Origin of the sequence: Micromonospora sp. URMC 103 (genome assembly GCF_051386435.1) — a bacterium.
Classification (GTDB): domain Bacteria; phylum Actinomycetota; class Actinomycetes; order Mycobacteriales; family Micromonosporaceae; genus Micromonospora.
In genome coordinates this window covers 466,046-488,504 of sequence record NZ_JBPQTR010000003.1, presented here as the reverse complement: position 1 = coordinate 488,504, position 22,459 = coordinate 466,046, and the positions used below count along the sequence as shown (strand labels likewise).

The window sequence follows — 22,459 nt, the reverse complement described above, 5'->3', positions numbered from 1 at the left end:
AACGTAACAAACCCTTTCGTATTAGCTAATGTTGCGCATACCGACATTATTTGCTTCTAATCATCTCGGATCACTCCTAAGCTCCCTCCTCAGAAGCGGGGTTCCCAATTGGGAGAACTCCTTCGGGCGCGGAGTGAGAGGAGTGAGTCATGCGCGGTAGCGAGTGGTACTGATCGACACTCCCATGTGTGACGGCTCCGAGATACGCTGCTGATCAGCAACCGACTGCCCAATGGCTTGCCAGGAGTCGTGTGAGCCGAGCTGCTGAACGACGTGGCAATGAGACCGATCGGCGCCTCACGGCGCTTGTCGGTCTCGTCGCCGTGTTGGCGGCCGGTGTGGGCGCCGCCGCGATCGTGGCCGCGACCCGCCACGGTCCGGCCTCCGTCAACGACGTCGCCACCGCCATCACGCTGATCTTCATGGTGGCCATCGCCGCCATCGTCAAGGCGCCGGTCCGCATCCGGTCCAGCACCCACGCGATCTCCTGGACCGAGACGGCCATCGTCGTCGGGCTCTCCGTGGCCCCCGTCTCCTGGGTCGTCCTCTGCACCGCCCTGGGCATGGCCACGGCAGCCTGGTTGCTGCACCTGCCGCCCATCAAGACGGCGTTCGCCGTCGCCAAGAACGTCCTGGTCGCCGGCGGCGCGGGAGCGGTCGCCGCCGCGGTCGCCTGGCGTTCGGGACCGACGGACCTGGGCACCACCCTCGGGCTCCTCGCCCTGATCTACCTGGTCGCCGCGCTCCTGGACGACTTCCTCGCGATCCCGGTGATCGCGCTGGCCTCGCGCACCGGGGTCTCCCGCCACTTCCTCACGAACCTCGACCTCCGCCTGACCGGCTTCGGGGTGCGGTTCGTGGTCGCGGTCTGCACACTGCTCATCCTCAAAGCGGATCCCCGCCTCCTGGTCGCCGTGCCGCCCCTGGTCCTCAGCCTCCACCTCGCCTACTCGACCCGCGTGCGGGGACGCACCGAACAGAAGGCCTGGCAGCGCCTGGCACGTGCCACCGACGCGCTCAACGTGGTCGACCTCGACAAGGTCCTCACCACCGCCGTCACCCAGGCCGCCGAACTCTTCTCCGCCGACGAGGTCGAGATCGAGCTGCGCGACGGCAACCGGACGGTACGCGGCGACGGCGCCGGCACCGTCACGTACGACGGGCCCGGCGGGCGGGCCACCGCGGTCGACGGCACGGTGGTCCCGGCACCCCTCGAAGGACACGACCGCGCCGTCGACGTCGGCGTGCTGCGGCTGCGGTTCCACGGGCCGGTGCAGCTCTCCGAGCGGGAGAGCTACACGCTGCGGACCTTCGCCTCGGCCCTCTGCACGGCCGTGCGCAACGCCCAGGCCTACGCGGAACTGGCCCGCGTCGCCGAGGACCACGCGCACGCCGCGAGCCACGACGCGCTGACCGGCCTGGCCAACCGGCGGCACCTCCTGGACGAGGGCACCGAGCAGCTCAGCGCCCGGCACGCCGACGGTGTGACGGCGCTGGTGCTGATCGACCTGAACCACTTCAAGGAAATCAACGACACGCTCGGCCACGCCGCCGGCGATCAGGTGCTGGTCGGGGTCGCCGAACGGTTGCGCGAGGCGGCACAGCCCACCGACCTGGTGGCCCGGCTGGGCGGCGACGAGTTCGCCGTGCTCCTGCGCAACCTGCCGGCGCCCGCGGTCGCCGCGCACCGGGCCGAGGGCCTGCTCGCCGCCCTGCACGAGCCGTTCGACCTGGACGGGCTGCGGATCAGCGTCGAAGCGAGCGGGGGCATCGCCGCCGCGCCCGCCAGCGGCGGCATGCCGGAGCTGCTCCGCCGCGCCGACGTGGCCATGTACCAGGCCAAGCGGGCCGGCCAGCGCATCTCCACGTACGCACCGACCCGCGACACCGCCGACGTCGGCCGGCTCACCCTCGGCGGGGAGCTGCCGCGCGCGGTCGCCGACCACGAGTTCACGGTGAACTTCCAGCCCATCGTCGACCTGGGCACCGGCGAGATCACCGGCGCCGAGGCGCTCGCCCGATGGCACCACCCCACGCACGGCCTCATCGATCCCCTGCGCTTCCTGGAGGCCGTGGAGCGCTCCGGCCTGCTGCCGGCCTTCGCCGAGGCGATCCTCGACCAGGCGCTGATCGCCGCCAAGACCTGGCGGGAGGCCGGTTTCGACGTACCGATCGCCGTGAACGTCTCCCCCCGCAGCCTGCTCGACGCCCGGTTCCCCGGCTCGGTGCTGGCCCGGCTCCGCGCCCACGACCTCCCCCCGGACCGGCTGGTGCTGGAACTCACCGAGACCCTCACGCTCAGCCAGCTCGACGTGGTCGACCGCGTCCTCAGCCGGCTCCGCGACGAGGGCGTACGGCTCGCCCTCGACGACTTCGGCACCGGCTACTCGTCCCTGAGCCTGCTCTCCCGTATCCCCGTCCACGAGCTGAAGATCGACCGCAGCTTCGTGACCGCCATGGACACGTCCGCCGAGGCCGCCGCCGTCATCCGCTCCACCCTCGACCTCGGCCGCAGCCTCGACCTCGCGGTGGTGGCGGAGGGCGTGGAGAGCGAGCCGCAGCGCCGGCAACTCTGGGAGCTGGGCTGCGTGGCCGGCCAGGGCCACCTCTTCGCCCGTCCCATGCCCGCCGGTACGCTCCTCGCCACCCTGCACCGCGGCGCCGGCGGCAAGCCAGGCACCCTGGCCCCGCCGCTCCACGACGCCGGCGCCGTCATCCGCCTCGGCCGGCGCGCCGGCGGCCGCAACCGCGAGCGGCTGCCGCACCAGCCCGCCTGACACGGCCGCGCTCCGGATCGACGGGATTCCCGCGCAAGCGGGCCGGTTCCGACGCCACCACGATCTGCCACACTTGCCGGCGTGACCGCCGCAGCCCCGCCCACCCGTCGACGGAGCTGGCGGGCCGTCGACGCCGCCGCCGGCGGTCTCGCCCTGGACCTCCTCCTGTACGCCGTGTCCGCCGGCTTCGCGGCGATCACCGCGTACACCTCGACGCTGCTCCCGCACCGGGCGTGGGGCGGCACCGCCGCCATCGGCTACCTCGTCGCCGCGCTGGCCGTCACCGCCCAACTGCTGATCCACCGCCGTGACCCGCGCTCCCCGCTCGCCGGGCTGCCGGCACGGTGGGCGGTGACCGCGTTCGCCTGGGCGACCGCCACGCTGCTGCCGCTCGTACGCCAGAGTGTCGAGCGGGCCACCGGCCGCACCGACCGGGCCCAGGAAGAGGTGCTCGTCGTCGAGCACGCCGGCACCCGGCTCGTCGAACACGGCACCCCGTACCTGGGCCACGACGCCATCGCGGCCCTGCCTCCCGACGAACGGCTCCTCGGCTACACCCCGTACCAGCCGGGCATGGCGGTCTTCGGCCTGCCCCGCGCGGTCGCCACCGGCTGGTGGACCGACGCCCGCGTCTGGTTCGCCGTGGGCACGGCGCTCGCGCTCGCCCTCGCGGTCACCGCACTGCGCGCTCGGGCCGGCCGCGTCCCGGCCACCGGCCGGCCGGCAGCGCCCGAGATCTCCGGCGACCTTCCCGCACGCCGTGGCGCCGCCCTGCTGCGCGGCGTACAGGCCGCCACCGTCCTGCCGATCTGCGCCCTCACCCTCGCCACCGGCGGCGACGACCTTCCCGTACTCGCGCTCTGCCTGCTGGCGCTCTCCCTCGCCGCCGCCGGCCGACCCGGACGGGCCGGCGTCGCGGTCGGCCTGGCGGGCGCCCTCAAGCTCTTCGCCTGGCCGGTCGCCCTGGTCCTCGTCGTCTGGGGCCTCACCCGCCGGGCCGGCATCCGGGTCGCCGCCGGCGCCGTCGGGCTCCCCGTGGCGGCCCTGCTGCCCGTCCTGCTGGTCGACCGGGACGCCCTCGTGGAGAACGTGCTCCGCTTCCCCCTCGGCCACGGCCTCGTGACCAGCCCGGCCCAGTCGCCGTTCCCCGGGCACCTGATCGCCACCGGCCTGCCCGGCGGCCGGCTGATCGCCGCCGCGCTGCTCGTCGTGGTGGGCACCGCGATCGCCGTCCGGCTCGCCCGCCGCCCACCACGCACGGCCGCCGCCACGGCGCTGATCTGCGGGTACGGGCTGCTCGCGGCGATCGCGCTGATGCCCTCGACACGGTTCGGCTACCTGCTCTACCCGCTCGCCCTGCTCGCCTGGGCACCCGCCCTGCGCGACACCGAGGACGCCGGCGACCCGACCCGGGAAACCGCCGAGCCGGCCCATTCCGGCAACTGGCCGGCGGTGACACCCGGCAGGGCGTAGACCTGAGGCATGACGACCTACCGCGACCGCGCCGAGGCGGGCCGGGTGCTCGCCGACCGGCTCACCGCACTCATCGGCGAACCGGACGTCATCGTCCTCGGCCTGGTACGCGGCGGCGTACCGGTGGCGCAGGTGGTCTCTGAACGCCTCGGCGCCCCGCTGGACGTGCTGGTGATCCGGAAACTCGGCATGCCCTGGGCCCGGGAGGTCGCCTTCGGCGCGCTCGGCCCCGGCGGGGTGCAGGTGCTCAACGAGCAGGTCGCGAGCCGGCTCGGCTCGGACGAGATCGCCGAGGTCAACCAGCGCGAGCAGACCGAACTGGAGCGTCGCGAGCAGCTCTACCGCGCCGGACGTCCGCCGCTGGACCTCACCGACCGCACCGCCGTGATCGTGGACGACGGCCTGGCCACCGGCGCCACCGCCCGCGCGGCCGTGCAGGTCGCCCGCCAGCTCGGCGCCCGCCGCGTGATCGTCGCCGTGCCGGTCGGCTCGCAGGAGGCGTACGAGATGCTGTCCGCCGAGGCGGACCAGGTCGTCTGCGCCCAGCACCCACCGGAGTTCATGGCCGTGAGCACCTACTACGACGACTTCCACGAGGTGAGCGACGAGGAGGTCACCGACACGTTGACGGCTACCGCGTGACACGACCGGGTACCGTCGGGTGATGAGCCTCACCTGTCCCAAGTGTCATGGAGAAATGCGCCAGTACGAGCGCAGCGGCGTCGTCATCGACCAGTGCGGCGAGTGCCGAGGGATCTTCCTCGACCGCGGCGAACTGGAGAAGCTGTTCGAAGCGGAGGCGAACTGGAGCCGCCAGCAGGCCGCCACACCGGCCGGCCAGCCCGCGCACCAGCCCGGCGGATTCCCGCCTCCGCCCCCGGCGCCCGCGCCGCACCAGCCGGGCTACGGCGCCGTGCCCCCACCGCCACCGCCCGCGCACGGCTACCCGCCGGCCCCGGCGTACGGCCACGGCCAGCAGCACCACGGCTACCACGGGCACTACCGGCGTAAGAAGCACAAGAGCTTCCTCGACGACTTCTTCGGCTGAGACCCGACCACCGCGTCCGACGGCCGGCCCGGCACCCGCCGGGCCGGCCCTGGCGTGGGGCCGCCGGCCCGCGCTTCGTGCCGCCGGCGCCCGCTCGTGGGAAGCTGCTCCCCATGACCGCCGTTCGGCAGCACGACGCGTTGGCCGAGGCGTACCAGGGGATCACGACCGTGGTCGCGGACCTGACCGACGCCGACCTGCAAAGACCGACCCGGTGCCGGGGTTGGCTCGTGGACGACCTGCTGCTCCACGTGCTCGCCGACGCGCAACGGGCGCTCGTGGCGCTGGCCAGCCCCGCTCCCGGCCCGGCCGATGTGGACGACGTCAGCTACTGGCAGGCGGCGCCGTTCGACGACGGGGACGCGGGGGCGGCGCACGCCCGATGGATCCGCCGCTCCGCCGCCGCCTTCGACCGCCCCTCCGGCGTGGTGCGCTACTGGTGCGACACGGCGCCCGCCGCCGTACGCGCGGCCGCCGCGGCCGACCCGTCCGGATTCGTGGCCACCCAGGGGCACGTGCTGCGGGTGCCGGACTTCCTCGCCACTCTCACCACCGAGGCGGTCGTCCACCACCTCGACCTGGTGGTGGACCTGCCGGACGCGCCGGGCCCGGGGCCGCTCGCCACCGCGGTCGCCACGGCCACCCTCGACGGGCTGCTCAGCGACGAGGCCGTCCGGCCGGCGAGCTGGGACGACGAGGAGTTCCTGTTGAAGGGGACCGGCCGCCTTCCGCTCACCGAGCGGGACCGGCGAGACCTCGGCGAGGTCGCGGGCTGGTTCCCGCTGCTCGGCTGACCGTCGCCAAATGCAAACAAGAGGCACTCGCCTCGCGTGGATCCCGGTGCATGTCGAGCAAACAGCGGAGTTCAGCGGCTAACGGCCCGTTCGTCAGCCAGAATCCACTCGGCTATTTTCGCCTTCCGCCGCAGGGCGGTGGTGGCGTTTGTGTAGAGCAGCGAAACGATGGCCCTCGCGGGCCTACCTGTCGTACCTACCGTGTGAATCGTCTTGTGTGGCCGAACCGAGAGCCTTGCCAGTTCATGTAAATCGATAAACCGGACAAATTCATCCAGCAGTCGTCGCGAGCCGACCAGACGGAATTGAGGAGTGGTGCGCGAGCTCGACGCGGACCGCTTATAGGAACCAATTGACCCGTCTCCGTCCACAACGCCACGCCAGAAGTTCCGTGAGCCGCGGAGCCGCTCGTCAATCGGCCCCTCGTATCGGCCCATTCCGGTCAACCGGTCGGCCAACCGAAGCGATCGAACAGAGAATTGACAGGATTTGTGGGTGGGTGACGTTTCCGAAATCTTGCTGGTCGATCCCAGGAAGTCTCGTAGTGAAACCAGGTGTTGCCGGTCCCTCTCCGCTAGCGCCACCGAAATCTGAGGTATGTGTCCTGGTCGGTAGCTGATACAGCCATCTGCGAACAGGAAGCCGATCCAGTAGCAGGCGTCAGGTGTCAGTCGGTCGAAGGCGTCATGGCGCAGCGTCCGGATGACTCGGCGGAGCGCGACGCCGCGACGAAGCAAGAGCCCACGGACCGCAGGCTCGGTTACTTCATAAACAGTTGAGAGCTGGCCTATCGTCATCCCGTTCAAATACTGCTGAATCAACTCTGACCGTTGGGTTTCGGTCAGCTTTCCGATGACACGGGCCGGCACGCCACGACGACGCAGCAGACCACGAACAGCTTGGCGTGTCACCCCATAGGAGTTGGCGATTTCCGTCAGAGAATCACCTGCGGCTGCACGGCGAACAACGTCTTCTCTCTGCGCAGGGGACAGACGACCAGCCGACGAGGTCACACGATCGCCATATCGACGAAACGGGACAGGTGAAGCTGGGCCGCCACGGTTACCGTATCCGTTGGCCCATTCCTGTGCTTAGCGATGATGAAATCCGCCTCTCCGGCGCGCGGCGACTCCTTGTCGTAGTAGTCGTCGCGGTGCAGGAGGATGACGACGTCGGCATCCTGCTCGATCGAACCAGATTCACGCAAATCGGACAATTGGGGTCGCTTGTCGGTGCGCTGCTCCGGGCCACGGTTCAGCTGACTCACCGCGATGACCGGGCACTCGACCTCCTTGGCCAGCAGCTTCAGCCCTCGGGAGAGGTCGGCGACCTCCTGCTGCCGGCTCTCGGTGCGCTTGGGCGAGGTCATCAGCTGGAGGTAGTCGACCACGATCATCTTTAGGTCGTGCCGCTGCTTGAGCCGGCGGGCCTTCGCCCGGATCTCCATGAGGTTCATGCTCGGCGTGTCGTCGACGAAGAGCGGCGCCTCGCTGATCTCGCCCATGCAACGGGCCAGCTTCGTCCAGTCGTCGTCGGAGAGCTGGCCGCTGCGCAGCACGTGCAGCGGCACTCGCGCCTCCGCCGAGAGCAGTCGCATGACGATCTCGACCTTGCTCATTTCCAACGAGAAGATCGCGGCCGCCTGGTTGGCGCGGATCGCTGCATTTCGGGCAAAGTCCATACTTGCCGTCGACTTGCCCAAACCGGGCCGGCCGGCCACGATGATCAATTGGCCGGGGTGGAGGCCGTTCAGGAGACGGTCCAGGTCGGTGAAGCCGGTGGGCACGCCCGTCATCACCCCGCCCTGGGCGCCCACCGCCTCGATCTCGTCGAGGGTCGGCTGGAGCATGTCGGCGAGGACGGCGAAGTCCTCGCTGACGCGGCGCTCGGTGACGTCGTACACGGCCTGCTGGGCGAGGTCGACGATGTCGTCCACGTCGCGGCTGCCGCCGTTCGCGGTGCCGTAGCCGAGTTGCACGATCTTGGTGCCGGCCTCGACGAGCCGGCGAAGGATGGCCCGCTCGCTGACGATCCGTGCGTAGTAGGCCGCGTTGGCCGCGGTCGGGACGCTCGCGATCAGCGTGTGCAGGTAGGGAGCGCCGCCGATGCGGGCGAGGTCGCCCGAGTCGGTCAGGGCGGCCGCCACGGTGATCGGGTCGGCGGGCTCGCCGCGGCCGTAGATCTCCAGGATCGTGTCGAAGATGGTGGCGTGCACCGGCCGGTAGAAGTCGGTGCTCTTGAGGATCTCGACGACGTCGGCGATGGCGTCCTTGGACAGCAGCATGCCGCCGAGAACGCACTGCTCCGCCGCCACGTCCTGCGGCGGGGTCCGGTCGAACTGGCCTTCGCCCCGCTGCGCGGGCGCCGGAGGCTGCCCCCCGGCGCGCGGCTCCGCCCGCATGTCGTCGGTGACCGACACGGGTCCCCCCTCCGCTGCGTCGGATCCTCGCCCCAGCCTTACCGTCCGGGTGCGACACTTCTGCCGACCGAGCCGGTCGATCGGGGGTCATCGCGCGGGCGGTCGAGTGGCCAACCATACGGACCCCGAGGTCAGCGGCTCAACACCACCGGTGGACGAGCCTCGGGACAACCTGTGGACGCCGGTGGACGGGCATGTGCGCACCGTGTGCACAGGGTGTGGACAACCGTTGGGGAATTCGCCCGGTCGACGCTTCTGAGCTGGGAAAACACCGTCCCCAGCCTGTGGAGGGAAAGTTTTCGGTCGGTTCGCTGAGTCTTTCGTCCCGTACTATCTCCAGCGAACGGCTACACCTGGACAGCGGATTGCGCCATCGTGTTGAGAAGGGTCACGCTCCGGCCGTGAGTTACCGGGACTGGGCACGCGGGGAGGGCACCCCGCGTACGCGTCAGCCGATCTCGTCGTGGGACGAGCCCGCCGCTCCGGTCGATGCGTACGTCCCGGGTGAGCGGCACGGCACGCCGAGCCGGCGGCGGTCGCGGGGCCCGGAGCAGGAGGAGTCGGTCGACGCCTACCTGCCGCGGTGGGCGTTGGACTCCGGGGTGCGCCGGGCCGACGGCGGTGGCCGGCACGCCGCGCCGGACGACGACGAGCCGGGCACCTCCCGCTCGGCAGCCGATTGGCGCAGCACCGACACGACCGGTGCCGATTGGCGCAGCACCGAGACGACCGGTCGGGGCCGCGTCCGGGAGACCGGGCGTAGCCAGCTTTCGGCGATCACGTCGGGTCCCGGTTCGGACCACACCGGCGAGTGGACGTTCGACCGTCCACAGGAGCAGGGGTACGTGGGCAGCCGGCGCGCCGACCCGGCGGAGGACGAGCCGGTGTCCGGGTCGTTCGCCGAGCGCCGTCCGCGCCGGTCGCCCGCCGGCCGGCCGCAGGTGACCTGGTCGGGCGGTGACGAGTCGTCGGCGGGCGGGGAGGCGGCGCCGCGGGCGGAGTCGGACCGCCCGAGCCGGCGGGCCCGGCGTGCGGCGGAGGAGTCGTGGTCCCGGCCGGCCGTCGATCCGTGGGAGCGGACGGCGCGACGCGACGAGGAGCCGGATCCGGCGTACCAGCCGGCAGTGGACCCCTGGGACGCCTCGGGCGTACACGACTGGCCGGCGGCCGTCCGGTCGGACCGGTGGGACGCCTCGGGGGTGCACACGCTGCCGGCAGCCGGTGAGCCGGACGGGTGGGACGCGACGGGCGCACATGCCCTGCCGGCGGCCGTTGGGACGGACCGGTGGGACGCCTCGGGGGTTCACGCCCTGCCGGGCGCGGCGGACCGGTGGGCGGGCACCGGCCAGTGGGACCAGGCGGAGACCGCCAGCCGCTGGGAGCAGCCGGACGGCACGGGCCAGTGGGACCGGTACGCCGACGCCGACCGGTGGGACCGCACGGAGCCGCCGCGTTCTCGGCGGACCTCCGAGGACAGGGGCTGGTCGGGCGAGGACGGCGGGTTCTGGTCGGGCACCCGGCTGGCGGGGGACGACCCCCGCTGGGCGGACGGGCCGACCTCGGCGCCGCGCTCGCCCGTGGTCACGTACACGGCGCCTCGGCCGCGCGGCGCGCCCGGTCCGAGTGCCCGGCGACCGGCGCCCATCGGCGCTCCGCGGGGCACCGGGCAACCTTCCGTACGTCGGCGCCTCGACGGGGTGGGGACGGGCGCCTGGAGTCGGCGTCTGGAGGACGACCTGCTCGACCCGGACCCGGGTGGGCCGTTCCGGCCGCTGCTTCTCACGGCCGCCTGCTACCTGATCCCCGCTGTGCTGATCTTCGCGTGGCTGCTGACGCTCGACGCGAGCGCCCCGGCGGGCTGCGTCACGGACATCACGGGCGGTGGCTGCGACTCGCCGCGGGCGCACGCGCTCGGGTCGCTCGTCGCCGGCGCGCCCCGTTTCGGGTTGGCGCTGGTCAGCAGCCTGGTGGTCGCCGCTTTGCTGCGTCGGGTGGGCACCACCTGGCGTGCCACCACCATCGCGCTCGCGTCCGCCGTGGTGGGTGGGGGCCTGTCCACCGTGATGATCAGCGCGGTGACGGGGCAGCCGATCGGCTGACCGGCCCGGCGGGTCGCTGCCTTGGTCGGCACCGTGTGCCGGCCTCGACCGGCACCGTCTGCGGCCTTGATCGACAGGGTGTGCAGCCTTGATCGACGCGGTGTGCGGCCTTGATCGACACCATCTCGGCGATATGGCGGCATTCTGGGCAGGAAGAAGCCGCCACATCGGCGAGACGGTGTCGATCACCAGCCGCCGAGGCGCGCCCGATGCGCGGAAGCCGGGTGGCACGGCCGATGTGATCCGCCGCGCCGGCTCGCGGCAGAGCCCTCGCATGATCCGCCGCCTGTCCAGGCTGGCCCGACCGCTCGCCTGGCGCGCGGCGTCCTTCGACGACGGAGGGCCCGCACCGATCGCTCGGTGCGGGCCCTCCGCGTGGTGCTCAGAGGATCAGGACGCGACGACGTTCAGGTTGAACGAGGCCGTCACCTCGGGGTGAAGCTTGATCTTCACCGGGTATGCGCCGGTCGACTTGATGTGACCGGGCATCTCCAGCCGGCGCCGGTCGAGCGCCGGACCACCGGCGGCACGGACGGCGTCGACGATCTCGGCAGGGGTGACCGAGCCGAAGAGCCGCCCACCGTCGCCGGCGCGGGCCTTCAGGCTCACCTTCAGGCCCTCGAGCTGGCCCTTCACCTCGTTGGCGTGGCCGAGGTCGCGGATCTCGCGGGCCGAGCGGGCCCGCTTGATCAGGGTGACCTGCTTCTCCGCGCCCTTGGTCCAGGCGATCGCGAAGCCCTGCGGCAGCAGGTAGTTACGGCCGTAGCCGTCCTTCACCTCGACGACGTCGCCAGGGGCACCGAGGCCGGAAACCTCCTGGGTCAGGATGATCTTCATTTCGGCGCCTCCTCTCAGCGGGTGGTGGCCGTGTACGGCAGGAGCGCCATCTCACGGGCGTTCTTGACCGCACGGGCGATCTGCCGCTGCTGCTGCGAGGTCACGCCGGTCACCCGCCGAGCGCGGATCTTGCCGCGGTCGGAGATGAACTTGCGCAGCAGCGCGGTGTCCTTGTAATCGATGTAGGTGATCCCGTCCTTGTCGAGCGGGTTCACCTTCTTCTTCGGCTTGCGAAGTGCCGCAGCCTTGGCCATTGCTCTTGCTCCTGGTTTGCGATCGCGGGCGCTCGGCGCCATTAGAACGGGGGCTCCTCGTCGAAGTTTCCGCCGCCCGAACCGGAGCGCGCGGGTGCGGGCGCGGCCGAGGCCCACGGGTCGTCGAAGTTACCTCCGCCGCCCTGGCCACCACCGCCACCGAAGCCGCCGCCACCGCCGCCGGAGCGGGACATCTTCTGCACCTTCGCCGTGGCGTAGCGCAGCGACGGGCCGATCTCGTCGACCTCGAGCTCGATGACGGTGCGCTTCTCGCCCTCACGGGTCTCGTAGGACCGCTGCCGCAGCCGGCCCGACACGATCACGCGAGCGCCCCGCTGGAGCGACTCGGCGACGTGCTCGGCGGCCTGCCGCCAGACGGTGCACGAGAGGAACAACGGCTCGCCGTCCTTCCACTCGCCGGACGCCTTGTCCATGAATCGGGGCGTCGAGGCGACCCGGAACTTGGCGACCGCCGCCCCGGAGGGGGTGAACCGCAACTCGGGGTCATCGGTCAGGTTGCCGATGACCGTGATGGTGGTGTCTCCTGCCATGACCATCTCCTCGCGCACTCATCGTCTCGTCGTACAGGCTCCCAGAGCCCTACGACAGGGTCGATGAGGTTGATCCGGGCGAGCCGGGGTGGATGCTTAGCGCATCTCCGGCCGGATGACCTTGGTGCGCAGCACGGACTCGTTGAGCCGCAGCTGACGGTCCAGCTCGGCCACCGCCGCAGGCGTCGCCTGCAGGTCGATGACGGCGTAGATGCCCTCGGCCTTCTTGTCGATCTCGTACGCGAGGCGCCGGCGGCCCCACACGTCGGTCTTCTCCACCGAGCCACCCGCGGTCCGGATCACGTTCAGGTACGTGTCGAGCGACGGGGCGACGGTGCGCTCCTCGAGGCTGGGGTCGAGGATCACCATGATCTCGTAATGACGCAAGACGTGCTCACCTCCTGTGGGCTAAGCGGCCACGGTCCTTCCGTGGCAGGAGGTCGTGCGTCGTGGACCGCTCCGGAAGCGGGGGGACCCGTCCGGGCGCGGACAACCGGACCAGGATACCCGGTCCGGACGATCATGCCCGGGGTGCCCGGGGCGGCACCGTGGGGCACGGCGACGGGGGCCCGTGCCAGCCACCAAGCCGGCACCGGACCCCCGTCGACGGGGCCGCGGGGCGTCCCGTCCGCATTCCTTGGGTGGGACCTGGGGAGGAACGACCACACCGATGAGGTTGGACCGAAGACGCCCCGCGGAGCTTTATCGTGTTGTTACCTGACGATACAACGGGTCTCGTCACCTGTAGGGGGAAATGGTCTAAATTTCCAGGAATCTTGCGATCCCTCCGCCTCACCGGGCCGTCCCCCGTCGCGTCGGGCCACACGACGGGGGAACCCGCTTCGTGGACGGTCGGTCGATGACCTTCCCTCCCACCTCATCAACGAGCGTCGGTTCGTCGGGTGACGCGCTCACCGGCGCCGACTCGTCCCGCCGTCGTTCCGTGCGTCGGGGGCTCGACGTAGGCTCGCCTGCATGCGTATCGGAGCCCACGTCGATTCGACCGACCCGCTCGCGGAGGCGGCCGCCCGAGCCGCCGACGCCGTGCAGTTCTTCCTCTCCGACCCGCAGGGGTGGAAGGCCCCGAAGCCACGGGAGGACGCGGAAGGGCTGCGCGCCGCCGAGGTCGACATCTACGTGCACGCGCCGTACGTCATCAACGTGGCGACGCTCAACAACCGGATCCGCATTCCCAGCCGCAAGCTGCTGCTCGGGCACGCCACGGCGGCCGCCGACGTGGGAGCGAAGGGTCTGATCGTCCACGGCGGGCACGTCAACGCCGGCGACGACCTGGCGGTCGGCTTCGACAACTGGCGCAAGACCTTCGCCTACGCGGCCGACTCCGGCGGCTTCGGCGTCCCGGTGCTGATCGAGAACACGGCGGGTGGCGAGAACGCCTGCGCCCGCCGGCTGGACGCGCTGGCCCGGCTGTGGGACGCCGTGGGCGAGTTCGAGGTGGGCTTCTGCCTCGACACGTGCCACGCGCACGCCGGTGGCGAGGAGCTGCTCGGGCTGGTCGACCGGGTCAAGGCCATCACCGGGCGGATCGACCTGGTGCACGCCAACAACTCCAAGGGCGCTTTCGGCTCCGGCCAGGACCGGCACGACAACCTCGGCGGCGGCACGATCGACCCCGACCTGGTGGTCGCGGTCATCCGGGCCGCGGACGCGCCGGTCGTCGTCGAGACCCCCGGCGGGGCGAGCGGCCAGGCGGCCGACATCGCGTTCCTCCGCGAGCAGCTCGACGCGGGGCGCACGGCGGCATGACGACCGGGCAGTCCGAGACCGGCGACGCGACCGCCGGCGACACGAAGGCGGCCGGCGACGCGCCGCGCGCCACCCCCGGCGGCGCCACGGACGCAGCGGTACGGCCAGCGCCCAGCGCCGGCCCGGCCGGAAAGACGGTCGCACCGGGCGCGACCGGCACGGCAGAGAAGACGGTCGCACCGGGCGCGACGGGCACCATCGGGAAGAGCAGCACGGCCGAAAAGGCCAGCACGACCGAGAAGATCGGCACGACCGAAAAGACCAGCACCGCCGAGAAGACCAACACCGCCGGAGAGACCGGCACCGGCGACGGGGCCAGCGCGGCCGGCGGGGCCGACGAGGGCAGCGCCGGCGGTACCGACAGCGACAAGGCCGGGAGCCCACGGGACGAGACCGCCACCGCGCTGGAGAAGGACACAGCCGCCGGAAAGGCCGACACGACGGCCACGGACACGGCCGGGACGGCGGCCGGCGACGCCGCCACGAAGACCGACGGCACGACCGTCGAGACCACACCGAAGCCGGACCCGTGGGCGGCCTTCGCCCCCGCGCCCGAGCCGGTGCTGACCCGTCCCCGCCGGGTGGCCCGGGCCGTCGGCCGCTTCCTGATCCACGAGTGGACGCTCGCCGCGCTCGGTTCGCTGGCCCTCGCCGTGCTCATGACCTGGCCGACGTTGCGCTACCCGCTCTACACCCTGCCGCAGGACGTCTGGGACCCGAGCCTGCAGGCCTGGCAGATGGCCTGGTCCGGGCATGTGCTGTTGAACAACCCGGCCCAGCTCTGGCAGTCCAACACGTTCTATCCCGAGGTGTGGAGCTTCGCCTTCTCCGACACCCTCCTCGGCTACGCGCCGGCCGGCATGCTCGGCACGGGACCGGAGGCCGCCATCCTCCGCTACAACATCATGTTCGTGCTGGCGCACGCGCTCGCCACGTTCGGGGCGTACGCGCTGGCACGGCAGCTCGGCTCGGGCCGGATGGGCGCCGCCGTGGCCGGGGTGAGCTACGCGTACGCGCCGTGGCTGCTGGCTCAGGCCGGGCACCTGCACGTGCTCTCCAACGGGGGTATCCCGCTGGCCCTCGCCATGCTGGCGCGCGGTCACGGCTGGTCGCTGCGGCACGGCTACCGCCCCGAGCGCCGGCACGACGGCTGGGTCTACGCCGGCTGGCTCGTGGCGGCCTGGCAGCTCAGCCTCGGTTTCGGCATCGGCCTGCCCTTCGCGTACTTCCTCGGCGCCACGGTGGTCGTCGCCGTCGTCACCTGGTACGTCCGCAGGACCTGGTTCTGGACCGTACGGCGGCCCTTCGGCCGGCGGCTCGTCGTCGCGGACCTGGTGGGCGGTCTGCTCTTCGCCGGCGTGGGCCTGCTGATGGCGATCCCCTACTTCAAGGTCACCGAGCTGCACCCGTACGCCGAGCGCACGGTCGGTGACATCGCGCTGTTCTCGCCGCCCGCGTCGGGTTTCGTCACGGCGCCCGCCGAATCGCGGGTGTGGGGCGGGCTGCACGAGGGGGCCCGGGCCGCCCTGCCGTGGCACCCGGAGATGACGCTGCTGCCCGGCTTCGTGCTCTACGCCCTGGCCGCCGGGGGCCTGTTCTTCTCGGTGTGGAAGCTGCGGCACCGGCTGCTGCTGCTCGCCGGTGTGCTGGGGACGATGGCGTTGGCCATGGGCACGCGGTTCTTCGGCGGCACGTGGACGTACATCCCGCTCTTCGAGCACCTGCCCGGCTGGAACGGCCTGCGTACGCCGGGCCGGCTGATGCTGTGGGCCACGTTGCTGCTCGGCCTCCTGGCTGCGGGCGCGGTGACCGCCCTGACCGACCGTGTGCGCGAGCTCGCCGCCCAGCGGATCCCGTCCTGGCCCGGCCCGTGGCTGCGCCTGGCCACGCTGCTGCCGTTGCTGCTCGTGACGGCGGAAGGATTGAACGTCACTCCGCACCCGGTGGCCCCGCCGCAACCGGCCGCCATGCGCCTGGTGGACGGCCCGATGCTGGTCCTGCCCAGCAACCAGAGCCTCGACCAGCACGTCATGCTCTGGTCGACGACGCACTTCCAGGACGTGGTCAACGGCGGCAGCGGCTTCACGCCCCGGCAGCTGGACCAGGTCCGCCGGCTTACCCAGACGTTCCCCGACCAGACGAGCGTCGACTACCTGCGCGTCCTCGGGGTGCGCAACGTGGTGCTGCTGCGCGACCAGCTCGCCGGTACGCCGTGGGAGATGACGGTCGACCAGCCGGTGGACTCCCTCGGCATCACCCGCGAGGAGATGGGCGACGCCGTGGTCTACCGGCTCTGGCCCGGCGAGCAGTCGCCCGCTCCCCAGCCGCAGCCGACCCCGTCGGGCCAGCCCGGCCTGCCGACGAACCTGCCCAGCGGCCTGCCAACGAACCTGCCGAGCGGTCTCCCGACGAACCTGCCCAGTGGCTTCCCGACCAACCTCCCGAGCGGCCTGCCGACCGGCCTGCCGACCCAGGCGACCGGCGGGCCGGGGTCAGCCGGCGGCCGTTAGCGGCTCGGCCGGGAGCGCCGGCCCCCGTCGCCACCGGTCGAGCCACGGCGCGTCGGGGGCGCCGTCGAGCACGCCGCCGTCCGGGTCGTCGGGGTAGGTGGCCCGGACGGGGTCGCGTCGGGGACGCAGGACGTCGCGCACCACCAGCCCGCAAAGCACTGCCACCGTGACCAGCCGGAGCGTGGCGGCGAGCACGAACACCCCTTCGGGGAAGACCGGCCGCCCGGTGGCCACGCCGAGCAGTTCGCCGTAGAAGGCCGCGAAGTAGCACACCTCGGCCACCTGCCAGGCGAGGAAGGCGCCCCAGCGGGGGCGGGCCAGCACGGCCAGCGGCAGGAGCCAGAGCACGAACTGCTGGGACCACACCTTGCTGAAGATCAGGAAGGCGGCGACCACCAGGAACGCGAGCTGGGCCAGCCGGGGTCGCCGCGGCGCCAGCAGGGCCAGCGCGGCCACGCCGAGGCACGCCAGCGCGAAGAGGGCGTACGTGAGCACGTTGAGCGTGGGGGTGTTGGCGTTCAGCCACTCGAACGGGCCGAGTTGCCCGGCGTTGCCCACCTTGCCGTCGAGGTAGCGGCCGATGTACCAGAGCGTTCCCCAGTCGATGTCACGCTCGTCGCTCAGCTCGAAGAAGCGGTCCCAGTTCTCCCGGTACGGCACGGCGGCGGGCAGGTTCACGACGATCGCCGCCACGACCGCCGCGCCGGTGGCGGTGAGCGCGGCCCGCAGCCGGTTCGCGCGCAGCGCGAGCACCAGCAGTGGGCCGAGCAGGAACAGCGGCCAGAGTTTCGCCGCGCCGGCCAGCCCGAGCAGCACGCCGGCCACCACGGGCCGCCGCTTCGCCCAGGCCAGCAGGCCGAACGCCGCCAACCCGACTGCCAGCAGGTCCCAGTTGACGGTGGCGGTGAGCAGCAGCGCCGGTGCCAGCGCGAAGAGCGCGGCGTCCCAGGGTCGTCGGCGGCGCAGCGCCAGGATGACGGCGACCGTGGCCACCGCGAGGGCGCCGAGCACCAGGGCGTTGAGGTTGTAGAACCACTGGCCCTGGTTGATGCTCGGGTCGTCGCTGCCGAGCGCGTGCACGGGCAGGCCCAGGGCACCCATGAAGTACCCGGTCAGCACCGGGTACTCGACCGGGTGGTCGCGGTAGGGCACCTTGCCCTCGTTGAGGCCCTCGGCGTAGTAGAGGGCGAGCACGTCGGTGTAGCAGAAGCGGGTGTACTGCACGTTGTTCTGCCACGCGCCGTCCTGGCAGGGGGACTTCTGCACCCAGTGCAGGGCCAGCGTCAGGCAGGCGAGCGCCAGGACGATCCGGGCCGCCGTCCAGAACCGGCGCTCCCGGCCGGCCGGCCGGTCCAGTGCCACGGCGTGGTCGCCCAGCGGGCCGCCGATCAGCCCCGACACGCCGCGGACGAACCCGTCGGAGCGGGACGGGTGGTCGCTGGTGCCGGCGTCGTCGGTGTCGGGCGTCGACTGGGTGCTCATGAAGAGGCATCCTGCCGTACGTCCCCGGTCGGCGTCCCGGCACGGGCGCGGGATGTCACACACGAGACGACGCCGCCGGCGGCCGGATGGTCCGGCTGCCGGCGGCGTCGATGGTCGCGTCAGTACCTGTCGGGTGGTGTGCTGGGCAGCAACCCGCCACCCCTACCGCCGTTGCCACCGTTGCCTCCGGGGAACAGCGGCCCGCGGCCGTCACCGCCACCCGGGCCGTTCGGGTCGGTCGGGACGTTGGGGTTGTTCGGGTCGGTCGGCGTGTTCGCACACAACGGGTTGAACGGGTTGGGGCAGCCCGGCGGCGCGGGCGGCGCCGGGGGCGGGTTGCCGTTGCCGGCGTCCTTGTCGCCGATGTTGGCGGCGGGCGGGAAGTCGAGCTTCTCCGCCCCCTTGAGCGCCGCGTCCATGAACCGTTCCCAGATGGCGCCGGGCAGGTTACCGCCGCTGATCTTCGTGCCGTCCTTGAGCCGCAGCGGCTTCCGCTCCTTCACGTTGCCGACCCAGACGGCGGTGGCGAGCTGGGGCGTGTAGCCGATCATCCAGGCGTCGCCGTTCTCCGGGCTGTCCTCCTTCTGCTCCCAGGTACCGGTCTTGGAGGCTGCCTTCCGGCCGTCCGCCAGCTCGTGGTGGACCTGGGCCGGGTAGTCCTCCAGGACGGAGGTCACGTCGGCCACCACGTCCTTGTTGATCCGGCGCTGCGGCTTGAGCGTCTCACTGGCGATCTTCTTCCACTTGCCCGTACTCACGTCCTGCTTCTCGACGGAGTAGAGGAAGTGCGCCTTGTTGTAGACGCCGCCGTTGGCGAAGGTGGCGACACCGTTGGCGTGGTCCAGCACCGTGATGGGGTACTGGCCGTAGCCGACCACGTGGAAGAACGGCGACGGAGCGATGTCCTTCGGGTCGGTCTTCGTGAGGTCGTACGGCTTCTGCGGGTTGGTGTCGGTCCGCCAGATCGTGGTGACGCCGGCCTTCTTGGCCATGTCGATCACCTTGTCCGGGCCGATCTCCTCGGTCACGTGGTAGAACGGCACGTTCAGCGACTTCAGGGTGGAGACCCGCAGCGTGCAGGAGTCGCCGCAGTCGGGGTGGTCGTCGCCGGCGTTGCTCACGTGGAACTTGGTGTCCTTCGGGGTGAACCCGGTGCCCTTCCACCGCGACTCGAGGGCCTTACCGGCCTCGAGCGCCGCCGCCAGCGTGTAGATCTTGAAGCTCGAACCCGGGGAGTGGCCGCCGCTCACGTTTCCGTTGGAGTCGACGTTCTTGCCGGCGTAGTCGGTGCCGACGCCGGTGTCACCGCCGTAGTAGGCGCGCACGCGACCGTTCGCCGGGTCGACCGCCACCACCGCGGCCATGAGGTTCGAGGGCTCGCCGTCGAGCTCCGAGCCCTTGCTCTTGCGCTGGGCGGTCTCGACGGCCGCCTTCTGGGTCTTGACGTCGATGGTCGTGCGGATCCGGTAGCCGCCGGACATCAGCGCCTGCGAGCAGAGCGGCTTCTCCTCGGTCACCTCCGCCTCGTTCTCGACGCAGATGCCCTTCTCCTGCATCTCCTGGCGGACGTAGTTGATGACGTTGCCGTACGGCGTGTTCACGCCGTAGTCGACGCCGATGCCGCCCTTCTTCGGGGGCTTCAGCGTCTTGCTGGGGTACTCGGTCGGCGCCGGGGGCTTGCCGGGGGCGTTCAGCCACCCCTCCTCGACCATGCCGCCGATGACGTAGTCCCACCGGCTCTTGGCGTCGGGCATGTTGATGGCCGGGTCGTAACCCCGGTGGGTCTCGCTCGGCTCCGGCTGCTTGATGAGGGCCGCCAGCACGGCGCCCTCGGCGGGGCTGACCTTGTCGATGTCCTTGCCGAAGTACGTCTGCGCCGCGGCCTGGATGCCGTACGCGCCCCGGCCGAAGTAGATCACGTTGAGGTAGTGCTGCATGATCTGCGGCTTGGTGTACTCGTCGTTCAGCTTGGAGGCGAAGATCGCCTCCTTGACCTTCCGGGCGTAGGTGTCGTCCTTCAGGTTGTCGTACGCGTTGCGCGCGTACTGCTGCGTGATCGTCGAGGCGCCCTGCTTGTCACCGCCGGTGAAGTTGTTCCACGCGGCACGGACGATGCCCTTGTAGTCCACACCGGAGTGGCGGTAGAAGTTCCGGTCCTCGGCGGCGGCCACCGCGTCCTGCACGAACTGCGGGATCTTGTCGATGGTCACCAGCGTGCGGTTCTCCTGGCCCACCTTCGCGATGATCGTCTTGTTGTCCATCGCGTAGAGGGTCGTCGCCTGCGGCGGCGTGATCTCCTCGGGCAGCACCACGTTGGTCGAGTAGTAGGTGAAGCCGACGACGCCGAGACCGGCCAGCATGATGAAGACGGCGAAACCGGCGATCAGGATGTTGATCCGCTTGCGCTTCTTGGCCCGTGCCGCCGCACCCGGGTCGCCCGCGCCGCGGGCTGTCCGGCGCGGCCCGGTCGGACCGCCGGGGCCACCCGGGCCGCCCGAGCCCGGGGACACACTCGCGCGGGCCACCGTGGCGCGGCCGCCCACCGACGCCGCGCCGACGCTGGCCCGGCCCGCCGAGGCCGCGCCGACGGAGGCGCGTCCGGCCGGGCCCGCCGGGGAGACCGGTACGGAGGCCCGACCCGCGCCCGCGCGCCCGGTCGCGCCACCGGGCGCCGGGGACACGGGCACCGACGCGCGGCCGGCGCCGGCGCGACCAACCGACGCCGAACCGGAGGCTCCGGTCGGCGGCGGCACCGAGGCCCGGCCGCCCGGGGCGGCGCCCCGGGGCGACACCGAGGCGCGTCCGGCTGAGGCCGAGCCCTCCGAAGCGGACCAGCCGTTCCCGTGCGCGTCACCACCGGGCCGGCGGTACGCGTCGTCCGCCCCCCGTCCGGGGTCACCGCTCGGGTTCGGGATCTGGGCCCGCCCACGCGAACTGGGATCGCCGTACGAGTTCATTCCTCACACCCTGCCGGTCGCGGTGGGGCGCCGCTGCGCCACCACCGGGTTGCCGTGAGCTGTTTCACGCGTCACCGCGGCACGATTGTGCCGGATGCGCGAAGCCTTCTCCGAATCAATCGGGCCTATCGGGCCAATCACCGGTCGTTCGTCCCGGCGGTCCTGCGCGGCGCCGTGGCCGATCGATCGGGCTGGGGTCACCGTTGCGCCTCTCGCCTTCGGTGCGCCGATCCGGGGGTCGCGGCGTCGCCGCCCGCGCCCTGCTCCGGCCCGCCCTCGGTGCCGCCGGCCAGCCCGTCCCGGCCGAGCAGGTACTGCTCGACGAGATGGTTCCAGTCACAACCGAGGCACACCTCCACCACGAAGACCTGGAACTCACGTAGCGTCATCGCCAGCACGGGCAACTCCGCCAGCGTCCGCGCCTGGCCGGCGGACTGCTTGAGTTCGTCTCCGTAAATGTAGTGGACGTGGATCAGGTTCTCGCTCCGGCAGATCGGGCAACGCTCGTCGGTCGGCTCACCGTGGAACCGAGCAGCGTTCTTCAGGTACGGCGAGGCGTCGCAGACGTCGTAGGTGCCGACCCGGCCGGCCAGGAGCTCACGCAGCACCGCTCGCTTCCGGAGCGAGTAGTCGACGACCTGGCGCTGCGTACGCATGCGGAGAAGGGTACGCGGTCCGGCCGGACGAGGCGACCGTGGTGACGATCCGTAGCCGGGGCATCCCGCATTCGGGGTTTGCCCTGATCGGGGCGAGACGCTAACGTGCGATGTATCGGTCCGATACATCGCGGCGGTTACCGCTCCGCGCAGAGGGTAAGAGAGGGTGGCCCGTGCTCGAGCTCGCCATCCTCGGCCTGCTGCAGGAGTCTCCGATGCACGGCTACGAGCTGCGCAAGGAGTTGGCTGCCAAGCTCGGCGCCATCCGGGCCGCGATCAGCTACGGCTCGCTGTACCCGACCCTGCGCCGGCTGCAGGCGGCGGGCTGCATCACCGAAGCTGCCGAGACACCCGCCACCGCCGAGGAGGTTCCCGCGCTGACCAGCCGACGCGGTCGGGTGGTCTACAAAATCACCGCGGAGGGCAAGGAACGCTTCGCCCAGCTCATCGCACAGGCGGGGCCCGAGACGTACGACGACACGGGCTTCGGTGTGCACTTCGCGTTCTTCGCCCGGACCGACCAGGCGACCCGACTGCGCATTCTGGAGGGTCGCCGCCGCAAGATCGAGGAACGTCGCGAAGGGCTACGCGACGTGCTGGCCCGGGCGGCCGAGCGCCTCGACGCTTACACCCTGGAACTGCAGCGCCACGGCCTCGATGCCTGTGAGCGCGAGGTCCGCTGGCTGGAGGAGCTCATCGCCAACGAGCGCTCCGGCAGAGCCCCGACGGTCCCGCAACCCGGGACGGCCGGCGGCCGACGAGAAGACACCAGCCCGCCCCCGCCTGGAGAGTCCAGGACAGAGCGGCCGTGATGAAGAAGAAGGAGGCAGACGCT

General features: G+C 71.6%; 18 protein-coding genes. 9 read left to right on the top strand and 9 right to left on the bottom strand.

The genetic code is table 11. The features are described from left to right. Positions 1-251 precede the first annotated feature (251 nt). The 5 genes from ACSNOA_RS02680 to ACSNOA_RS02660 all read left to right on the top strand — a co-directional run bounded on the left by ACSNOA_RS02680 (position 252) and on the right by ACSNOA_RS02660 (position 6,092). Positions 252-2,777, top strand: a complete 2,526-nt coding sequence (locus tag ACSNOA_RS02680; protein WP_436655845.1) for a putative bifunctional diguanylate cyclase/phosphodiesterase — start codon at positions 252-254, stop codon at positions 2,775-2,777. An 81-nt stretch (positions 2,778-2,858) separates the two neighbouring features. Next, the gene (locus ACSNOA_RS02675; protein ID WP_436655843.1) at positions 2,859-4,250 is read left to right on the top strand and encodes a glycosyltransferase family 87 protein; all 1,392 of its coding nucleotides are present in this window, start codon (positions 2,859-2,861) and stop codon (positions 4,248-4,250) included. Positions 4,251-4,259: 9 nt separating this feature from the next. Next, a complete protein-coding gene (locus ACSNOA_RS02670) occupies positions 4,260-4,892 on the top strand; it encodes a phosphoribosyltransferase (RefSeq protein ID WP_436655841.1) in 633 nt (210 codons plus the stop codon). A gap of 19 nt (positions 4,893-4,911) precedes the next feature. Beyond that, the gene (locus ACSNOA_RS02665) at positions 4,912-5,298 is read left to right on the top strand and encodes a zf-TFIIB domain-containing protein (RefSeq protein ID WP_436655839.1); all 387 of its coding nucleotides are present in this window, start codon (positions 4,912-4,914) and stop codon (positions 5,296-5,298) included. Between the two features lie 113 nt (positions 5,299-5,411). Then, positions 5,412-6,092 carry a maleylpyruvate isomerase N-terminal domain-containing protein gene (locus ACSNOA_RS02660; protein WP_436655837.1) on the top strand — a complete coding sequence of 227 codons (681 nt, stop codon included), beginning with the start codon at positions 5,412-5,414 and terminating at the stop codon, positions 6,090-6,092. Between the two features lie 71 nt (positions 6,093-6,163). On the opposite strand, the gene ACSNOA_RS02655 is transcribed toward ACSNOA_RS02660, so the two are convergent. Both ACSNOA_RS02655 and dnaB read right to left on the bottom strand, forming a co-directional pair. Then, the gene (locus ACSNOA_RS02655; RefSeq protein WP_436655835.1) at positions 6,164-7,105 is read right to left on the bottom strand and encodes a hypothetical protein; all 942 of its coding nucleotides are present in this window, start codon (positions 7,103-7,105) and stop codon (positions 6,164-6,166) included. Beyond that, a complete protein-coding gene (dnaB, locus tag ACSNOA_RS02650) occupies positions 7,102-8,511 on the bottom strand; it encodes a replicative DNA helicase (RefSeq protein WP_436655833.1) in 1,410 nt (469 codons plus the stop codon). The genes ACSNOA_RS02655 and dnaB overlap by 4 nt, the downstream gene beginning before the upstream one ends. Before the next feature lie 401 nt (positions 8,512-8,912). On the opposite strand from dnaB, the gene ACSNOA_RS02645 reads away from it, so the two are divergent. Then, entirely contained in the window at positions 8,913-10,610 is a 1,698-nt protein-coding gene (locus ACSNOA_RS02645; RefSeq protein ID WP_436655831.1) for a hypothetical protein, read from the top strand. Positions 10,611-11,000: 390 nt separating this feature from the next. On the opposite strand, the gene rplI is transcribed toward ACSNOA_RS02645, so the two are convergent. The 4 genes from rplI to rpsF all read right to left on the bottom strand — a co-directional run bounded on the left by rplI (position 11,001) and on the right by rpsF (position 12,639). Beyond that, positions 11,001-11,447: a 50S ribosomal protein L9 gene (gene rplI / locus ACSNOA_RS02640; protein WP_436655829.1), complete on the bottom strand. Its 447-nt coding sequence runs from the start codon at positions 11,445-11,447 to the stop codon at positions 11,001-11,003. Between the two features lie 14 nt (positions 11,448-11,461). Next, positions 11,462-11,701: a 30S ribosomal protein S18 gene (rpsR, locus tag ACSNOA_RS02635; RefSeq protein ID WP_013289355.1), complete on the bottom strand. Its 240-nt coding sequence runs from the start codon at positions 11,699-11,701 to the stop codon at positions 11,462-11,464. Positions 11,702-11,742: 41 nt separating this feature from the next. Continuing rightward, positions 11,743-12,270 carry a single-stranded DNA-binding protein gene (locus tag ACSNOA_RS02630; protein ID WP_436655826.1) on the bottom strand — a complete coding sequence of 176 codons (528 nt, stop codon included), beginning with the start codon at positions 12,268-12,270 and terminating at the stop codon, positions 11,743-11,745. A 78-nt stretch (positions 12,271-12,348) separates the two neighbouring features. Next, positions 12,349-12,639 carry a 30S ribosomal protein S6 gene (gene rpsF, locus ACSNOA_RS02625; RefSeq protein ID WP_358181028.1) on the bottom strand — a complete coding sequence of 97 codons (291 nt, stop codon included), beginning with the start codon at positions 12,637-12,639 and terminating at the stop codon, positions 12,349-12,351. A 588-nt stretch (positions 12,640-13,227) separates the two neighbouring features. Here rpsF and ACSNOA_RS02620 point away from each other — a divergent pair. Together ACSNOA_RS02620 and ACSNOA_RS02615 are read left to right on the top strand one after the other, a co-directional pair. Continuing rightward, positions 13,228-14,019 carry a deoxyribonuclease IV gene (locus tag ACSNOA_RS02620; RefSeq protein ID WP_436655823.1) on the top strand — a complete coding sequence of 264 codons (792 nt, stop codon included), beginning with the start codon at positions 13,228-13,230 and terminating at the stop codon, positions 14,017-14,019. After that, entirely contained in the window at positions 14,016-16,529 is a 2,514-nt protein-coding gene (locus tag ACSNOA_RS02615; RefSeq protein ID WP_436655821.1) for a hypothetical protein, read from the top strand. Before ACSNOA_RS02620 ends, ACSNOA_RS02615 begins: the two co-directional genes overlap by 4 nt. On the opposite strand, the gene ACSNOA_RS02610 is transcribed toward ACSNOA_RS02615, so the two are convergent. From ACSNOA_RS02610 to ACSNOA_RS02600, 3 genes are all read right to left on the bottom strand, one after another. Next, positions 16,512-18,011, bottom strand: coding sequence for a glycosyltransferase family 87 protein (locus ACSNOA_RS02610; protein ID WP_436655819.1), 1,500 nt, complete (start codon positions 18,009-18,011; stop codon positions 16,512-16,514). The two genes, ACSNOA_RS02615 and ACSNOA_RS02610, sit on opposite strands and share 18 nt — an antisense overlap. A gap of 119 nt (positions 18,012-18,130) precedes the next feature. Then, positions 18,131-20,968, bottom strand: coding sequence for a transglycosylase domain-containing protein (locus ACSNOA_RS02605; protein ID WP_436655817.1), 2,838 nt, complete (start codon positions 20,966-20,968; stop codon positions 18,131-18,133). A 197-nt stretch (positions 20,969-21,165) separates the two neighbouring features. Further along, the gene (locus tag ACSNOA_RS02600) at positions 21,166-21,624 is read right to left on the bottom strand and encodes a DUF5318 domain-containing protein (RefSeq protein ID WP_436655815.1); all 459 of its coding nucleotides are present in this window, start codon (positions 21,622-21,624) and stop codon (positions 21,166-21,168) included. A 173-nt stretch (positions 21,625-21,797) separates the two neighbouring features. Between ACSNOA_RS02600 and ACSNOA_RS02595 the strand changes: the two genes are divergently transcribed. Beyond that, entirely contained in the window at positions 21,798-22,436 is a 639-nt protein-coding gene (locus ACSNOA_RS02595; protein ID WP_436655813.1) for a PadR family transcriptional regulator, read from the top strand. Positions 22,437-22,459 lie beyond the last annotated feature (23 nt).

What these genes read in the sequence shown, in the direction of transcription:
- rpsR (WP_013289355.1), bottom strand. Translation starts at nt 11,701, where the DNA reads ATGGCCAAGGCTGCGGCACTTCGCAAGCCGAAGAAGAAGGTGAACCCG.
- rplI (WP_436655829.1), bottom strand. Translation starts at nt 11,447, where the DNA reads ATGAAGATCATCCTGACCCAGGAGGTTTCCGGCCTCGGTGCCCCTGGC.
- ACSNOA_RS02610 (WP_436655819.1), bottom strand. Translation starts at nt 18,011, where the DNA reads ATGAGCACCCAGTCGACGCCCGACACCGACGACGCCGGCACCAGCGAC.
- ACSNOA_RS02615 (WP_436655821.1), top strand. Translation starts at nt 14,016, where the DNA reads ATGACGACCGGGCAGTCCGAGACCGGCGACGCGACCGCCGGCGACACG.
- ACSNOA_RS02670 (WP_436655841.1), top strand. Translation starts at nt 4,260, where the DNA reads ATGACGACCTACCGCGACCGCGCCGAGGCGGGCCGGGTGCTCGCCGAC.
- ACSNOA_RS02600 (WP_436655815.1), bottom strand. Translation starts at nt 21,624, where the DNA reads ATGCGTACGCAGCGCCAGGTCGTCGACTACTCGCTCCGGAAGCGAGCG.
- ACSNOA_RS02620 (WP_436655823.1), top strand. Translation starts at nt 13,228, where the DNA reads ATGCGTATCGGAGCCCACGTCGATTCGACCGACCCGCTCGCGGAGGCG.
- ACSNOA_RS02660 (WP_436655837.1), top strand. Translation starts at nt 5,412, where the DNA reads ATGACCGCCGTTCGGCAGCACGACGCGTTGGCCGAGGCGTACCAGGGG.
- ACSNOA_RS02605 (WP_436655817.1), bottom strand. Translation starts at nt 20,968, where the DNA reads ATGAACTCGTACGGCGATCCCAGTTCGCGTGGGCGGGCCCAGATCCCG.